Raw genomic sequence first — 6,155 nt, forward strand, 5'->3', positions numbered from 1 at the left:
GACCGCAATCGTGGGCGATCGCCTCCCCGGTGACCGCGGCGTCGGGCGACCTACGGAGACTATCGCCTCGAGGGCCGGTGTCAGACACCCTGGCCAGACGATCGTCAGCGCGGATCACCGTCTCAACGGGTGTCTGACACCTACGACAAATGCTCAACTGGTGTCAGACTCCTAGGTAAAGCCACATACGTAGACAAAAGACACCACCACCCAAATACCACCAACATCCACACCCATTCGCCTAGAATGACGCCCACCAAAATCGCCATCCCCCACCACCTCTCATGTCCGCCGCCCCCACCAGCGCCATCGCCTACGGCCTAGCCACGTTAGCCGCCGACGGCACCATCCTTGACACCTGGTATCCGCGGCCCTCGCTCGCCGACAACGCGCCCCCCACCGGCACTCGTCATCTGACGCCGGAAGAAGCGCGCGCCGCCCTCGGCGAGCACGTTGCCACGGCGCTCGTCCGGGACACGCGCCGTAAGGTCGATATCGTGGCCGTGCGTACCGCCATTTCGTCGCTCAACGAGCCGCCCGTCGATGCCCATGACGCCTATCTGCGCCTGCATCTGCTCAGTCACCGGCTCATTCGACCGCATGGCGCCAATCTGGATGGGTTGTTTGGCGTGCTCGCCAATGTCGCCTGGACCTCGGTGGGGCCGTGTGCGGTGGATCAGGTCGACGCGCTGCGTTGGCATTTGCGCGCCACCGGACAGGTGCTGGAAATCCGTGGCGTGGACAAGATTCCGCGCATGACCGATTACGTCGTCGCCAGTGGCGTGCGCATCGCGGACACCGCACGCGTGCGGCTGGGCGCGCATCTGTCGCCGGGCACCACCGTGCTGCATGAAGGGTTCTGCAATTTCAATGCCGGCACGCTGGGCGCGTCCATGGTCGAAGGCCGCATCAGCGCGGGCGTGATCGTGGACGATGGCACCGATATCGGCGGCGGCGCGTCGATCATGGGGACCATGTCGGGTGGCGGCAAGCAGGTGGTGTCCATCGGCAAGCGGTGCCTGCTCGGCGCCAATTCGGGCATCGGCATTTCACTGGGCGACGATTGCGTCGTGGAGGCCGGCTGCTACGTCACCGCCGGCACGCGCGTGCTGACGCCGGAGGGCGCGGTGGTCAAGGCGGTATCGCTGGCCGGTCAGCATGGGCTGCTGTTCCGCCGCAATTCGCAGACCGGCGCGGTGGAAGCGCTGGTGCGCACCGCGGCGTGGGGCACGTTGAATCCCGCGCTGCATTCGGGCCACTGAATGGAATATGGCCGCTGCGAGCGGCCATATCAGTCATGCGGCGTGCGCTCGGTCCCCCGAGCCGGCGCCTTGGCGTCAGGCGTATTCCGCCGTTTGCCCCAACTGGTTGTACACCAGGTTGACGAAGAGGTCGGAACTCAGGATCCGCGCAACGCGGCACGAGAAGACCGTTTTGCCGCTGTCGTCCTGCAGCGTGACCGTGTCGGTCCAGTCTTTGAGATCGATGGGCTGCAGCGACTCGTAGGGCCACGTGACGCCGTCGATGTGCAGGCCTTGCGCCGACAGGGACACTTCGCGCGTTTCCAGGTCGGGGAAGGTGCCGCCGGTGACATAGCGGAACGTGACGCGTGCGCCCTGCTCCGTCAGCGACTCCAGAACCGGCAGCCGGCGCGCCACGTAGTGCGAGCGGAAGGCATCCATGAAGGTGGGGAATTCGTCGACGCCGGCGGCAACCGTCCAGGCGTTTTGCGCGGCGCTGCGGTACGCCAGGCGGTCGGCGGATCCTGCTGGAGCGTCCGGCTGGCCGGTGTAGAGGCAGAGATCCTGGATGTCCGCGAATGCGGTGTAGATGCGGGCGCCGCCTTCCTGGCTGACAACGCCTTCTTCGTGCAATTCAAAGCAATCCGGGGCGCTCCCCGTGCGGATAAACACCGCGAATGCGTCTATGGCTTGCGGGGTTTCTCTATCTGTCATGCAACTTCCTGAATGGATTGGGGTGCTATCGCGGCCCAGGACGTCGCAATGTCTTGCGAGCCGTATTCTCCCCCATATGCGGAATACGTGCTTGATGCCCCCAATTCCCGCACTTTCGATGCAGATCACTCGCCCGGCGGAATCGGCGCGAAACGCAGGTGCTGCACGTCGCCGCGCCCAGCGATGATCGCGGTGGATTCGGGCACTTCTTCCCAGACGCCGGCCATGTCCGACAACGGCTCGGACAGCAGCAGGAAGGCGTCGTCGTCCATGGCGGCGATCTGCGCGTTGTCCGGATACAGTTCGCGCAGGTGCCGCACGCAGGTGTTGTGAAACAGCGTGCGCGAGTCGCCCTCGCTGGAATAGCGCACGGCAATGAGGCGCTCGCCGTCCAGCGCGCACACCGTCATGTTGATGGGATGCGCCACGCCATGGCGCCGGCCGGTTTCCTCGACCGCGCCCACCATGCGGGCTATCGCGGGGATCGGATCCTCGTCCAGGCCGAACGTCAGCGCCAGAAGGAACATCACCTCAGAATCCGTGGAACCTTCCAGCGATCCGAAATACGCGGGCGCGATCATCAGCATCAGATCGCGCCGCAGCAGCGGATAGTCGCGGATGAGGCCGTTGTGCACGAACAGCCATTGCGCGTGCCGAAAAGGGTGGCAGTTGGTTTCTTGCGCGGGCGTGTCGGTGGCGGCGCGGATGTGCGCGACGAAGTGCGGCGCATGGATGGCGCGGGCCGCCTCGCGCAGATTGCGGTCGTTCCACGCCGGATGCACGCTGCGATAGCGGAACGGCGGTTCGATGGGGCGGCCTTCGATGGGGCGGCTGTACCAGCCCAGCCCGAAACCGTCGCCATTCGTGGTGGTGGCGCCCAGGCGCGAATGCAGGCTCTGTTCGATGAGCGAGTGCTTGGCCTTGAACAGCACGCTCTCCATCTGCAGGGGACTACCGGTGTAAGCCAGCCAACGGCACATGATGCGCTCCTTCGATCCGGACAGGCCAGTGTAGGAGCGGGGCGTGCGTTTCTCCAAGCCCGCTGCCGGCCCTATTTGTTCAGCAGCGCCTTCAGCATGGCCATGCGCTCCTTGGGGCTCATGGCGGCCGTGGCGTCGTCCTCCTGGATGCGCACGTCGCCCAGGCCCATTTCCTCGATGAAGCGCGACGGCTCGCGCACCAGGTCTTCGCGCGCGCGGCGGCGGCGCTTGCACCAGCTCAGGTGCAGGCTGCGCTGCGCGCGCGTGATGCCGACGTACATCAGGCGCCGTTCTTCCTGGATGCGGGTGGCCAGGTTCTCGGCGGCGCGCGCGGGATCGCCGACTTCGTCATCCTTGCCCAAATGCGGCAGCAGGCCTTCTTCCACGCCCGCCAGGTACACGTGCGGGTATTCGAGGCCCTTGGAGGCGTGCAGCGTGGACATCTTGACGGCGTCGGGCGCTTCTTCCTCGCCGCGCTCCAGCATGGTGACCAGCGCCACGTGCTGCACCAGGTCGAAGAGCGTCATGTTGTCTTCCTCGGCCTTGCGCTTGAGCCAGCCGGTCAGCTCCAGAACGTTCTGCCAGCGCGTCTGCGCGGGCCGTTCTTCGAAGAGTTCGAACAGGTGCCGTTCGTATTGGATGGCTTCGAGCAGGTCGTCAAGGATGGCGCCGGCGGGTTCCGCGGGCGCCGCGTCCTTGCCCGAGGCCGCGCCGCGACCGGCGCGCCACTGCATGCGGCGGATGAATTCCGCGAAGGTGCGCAGCTGTTCAAGCTGGCGCGGCGCCAGCACGCTTTCGAGGCCGGTTTCGGCCACGGCGGCCAGAAGCGACAGCTCGCGGCTGGCGGCGTACTGGCCCAGCGCCTGGAGCGTGGCCTGGCCGATGCCGCGCTTGGGCGTGGTGGCCGCGCGGATGAAGGCGGGGTCGTCATCGTCGTTGGCCAGCACCCGCAGATAGGCCAGGATGTCGCGCACCTCGGCCTTGTCGAAGAAGCTTTGCCCGCCGGAGATCGTGTACGGAATCTTCAGATTGCGCAGCGCCTGCTCCAGGATGCGCGACTGATGATTGCTGCGATACAGGATGGCGAAATCCTTCCATTGGGCCTGGCGTTCGAAGCGCGACGCGGACACCTTCATGGCGATGGATTCGGCCTCCTGCTCCTCGCCGTCCATGGCCGACACCTGGATGGGTTCGCCCACGCCCAGTTCGGACCACAGCTTCTTTTCGAAGAGTTTGGGGTTCTTTTCGATGACCTGGTTGGCCGCCGCCAGAATGCGCTGCACCGAGCGGTAGTTCTGCTCGAGCTTGATGAGCTTGATGTTCGGGTAGTCGGTGGTCAGCTTGGCCAGGTTCTCGATGGTGGCGCCGCGCCAGGCGTAGATGGCCTGGTCATCGTCGCCCACCGCGGTGAACATGGCGCGCGGGCCGGTCAGCAACTGCACCAGCCGGTACTGGCACACGTTGGTGTCCTGGTATTCGTCCACCAGCAGGTAACGCACGCGGTTCTGCCAGCGGGTGCGCACTTCTTCGTTGCTGGCCAGCAGTTGCGCGGGAATGCGGATGAGGTCGTCGAAGTCCACCGCCTGATAGGCCGCCAGCGTGGCGGCGTAGCTGCGGTAGACGTTGGCGGCTTCGACGTCGCCCGGTGTGATGGCTTCGCGCGCGGCGTCGTCCGGCTCCAGCAGCGCGTTTTTCCACAGCGAGATGATGCCCTGCACGTGGCGCAGGCGCGCCTTGTCGGTGGTCGCCAGCAGTTCCTGGATGATGCCCATGGCGTCGTCGGCGTCCAGGATGGAGAACGTGGGCTTCAGGCCCGCGTTGCGCGCTTCTTCGCGCAGCATCTTCACACCCAGCGAGTGGAAGGTGCTGATGATCAGGCCCTTGGACAGCTTGCGGTCGACCAGCGTCTTCACGCGCTCGTCCATTTCACGCGCGGCCTTGTTGGTGAAGGTCAGCGCGACGACGTTGCGGCCCATGTAGCCGCATTCGCGCAGCAGGTAGGCGATCTTCTGCGTGATGACGCGCGTCTTGCCGCTGCCGGCGCCCGCCAGGACGAGGCAAGGGCCGTCCAGGTAGAGCGTCGCCTCCCGCTGCGCGGGATTCATGCCGTGGCCAATCGGTTCGCTTGCGGACATTGGAGATTCAGATCGTCATGCGTCGCGGCGGCCATGCCAGCGCAGCCGGCAAGCAAAGGGCCAGCCGCTGCCCGTCAATGGGCCGGAAAAACGCGAGAAAAAGGGGACGGGCGCAGCCGCCGCAGCGGGTCTGCCGCGCCGGTGCGATAGAGGAAGACGATCATAGAACAATCGGGTCGATGACGCACCGGCGGGTTGCAGAAGGGACAGATCCGCGCACCGTCACACAGGACGATCCACCGTCAGATTTCCAGCGGATCGACTTCCAGTTGCCAGCGCACGCGCGCCTCGTTGGCCAGGTAAGGCAGATGATGCGACCACGACGCCAGAAACGCCTGCAGGGCCGGCCGGCTGCTGCTTTCGGCCAGCAGTTGGGCGCGCTCGATGTTGGCCACGCGCACCACGCGCAGCGGCACGGGGTCGTACAGCATGATCGCGTCCATGCCGGGGAAATCGGCCGCCCATTCGCCCTCGGGCAGCACGCGGGCCTGCTCCAGAAACGCCTGGGCCACCTTGAGCTCGCGCGCCTCGGCGGTCAGCAGCGCCTGGTAGACGTAAGGGGGCAAGCCGGTGCTTTCGCGCTCGTGCAGCGCGTGGCGCGCAAACCCGGCGTAGTCGTGGCGCAGCAAGGCTTGGTAGACGGGCTGCTCGGGATACCCGGTCTGGATCAACACTTCGCCGTTGCCCTGATGGCGGCCTGCGCGGCCAGCCACCTGCATCAGCTGCGCGAACAGGCGTTCGGGCGCGCGGAAATCGTGGGCGAACAACATGGAGTCCGCGTTCAGCACGCCGACGAGCCCCAGCCGCGCAAAGTCGTGGCCCTTGGCCACCATCTGCGTGCCGACCAGGATGTCGACCTCGCCCGCGTGCACGGACGCGAACAGGGCTTCGGCGCTGCCCTTCTTGCGCGTGCTGTCGGCGTCGATGCGCAGGATGCGCGCCTCGGGAAAGAGTTCGGCCAGGTGTTCCTCGACCCGCTGCGTGCCGCGGCCCATGGGAGCCAAGTCCTGGTCGCCGCATTCGGGGCAGGCGCGCGGCACGGGGGCCTGATAGCCGCAGTGATGGCACTGCAGGCGATGGCCGCG

5 protein-coding genes are annotated in these 6,155 nt (G+C 66.2%); 1 reads left to right on the plus strand and 4 read right to left on the minus strand.

Annotated elements, in window-relative coordinates:
• The first annotated feature begins 284 nt into the window (after positions 1-284).
• Positions 285-1,262: a 2,3,4,5-tetrahydropyridine-2,6-dicarboxylate N-succinyltransferase gene (dapD, locus tag RT697_RS26660; RefSeq protein ID WP_313702636.1), complete on the plus strand. Its 978-nt coding sequence runs from the start codon at positions 285-287 to the stop codon at positions 1,260-1,262.
• Between the two features lie 75 nt (positions 1,263-1,337).
• Here dapD and RT697_RS26665 read toward each other — a convergent pair whose 3' ends face one another.
• The 4 genes from RT697_RS26665 to priA form a co-directional block, all read right to left on the minus strand.
• Positions 1,338-1,955: a hypothetical protein gene (locus RT697_RS26665; RefSeq protein ID WP_313702637.1), complete on the minus strand. Its 618-nt coding sequence runs from the start codon at positions 1,953-1,955 to the stop codon at positions 1,338-1,340.
• 125 nt (positions 1,956-2,080) lie between these two features.
• On the minus strand, positions 2,081-2,935 hold the full coding sequence (locus RT697_RS26670; RefSeq protein ID WP_313702638.1) for a class II glutamine amidotransferase: 855 nt from the start codon (positions 2,933-2,935) through the stop codon (positions 2,081-2,083).
• 71 nt (positions 2,936-3,006) lie between these two features.
• Positions 3,007-5,070: a UvrD-helicase domain-containing protein gene (locus RT697_RS26675; RefSeq protein WP_313702639.1), complete on the minus strand. Its 2,064-nt coding sequence runs from the start codon at positions 5,068-5,070 to the stop codon at positions 3,007-3,009.
• Positions 5,071-5,312: 242 nt separating this feature from the next.
• Positions 5,313-6,155, minus strand: an 843-nt coding sequence (gene priA, locus RT697_RS26680) for a primosomal protein N' (RefSeq protein ID WP_313702640.1), incomplete at its 5' end; no start/stop codon positions are given.

Source organism: Achromobacter sp. (assembly GCF_032113835.1).
In the GTDB taxonomy this organism is placed as follows: domain Bacteria; phylum Pseudomonadota; class Gammaproteobacteria; order Burkholderiales; family Burkholderiaceae_B; genus Achromobacter.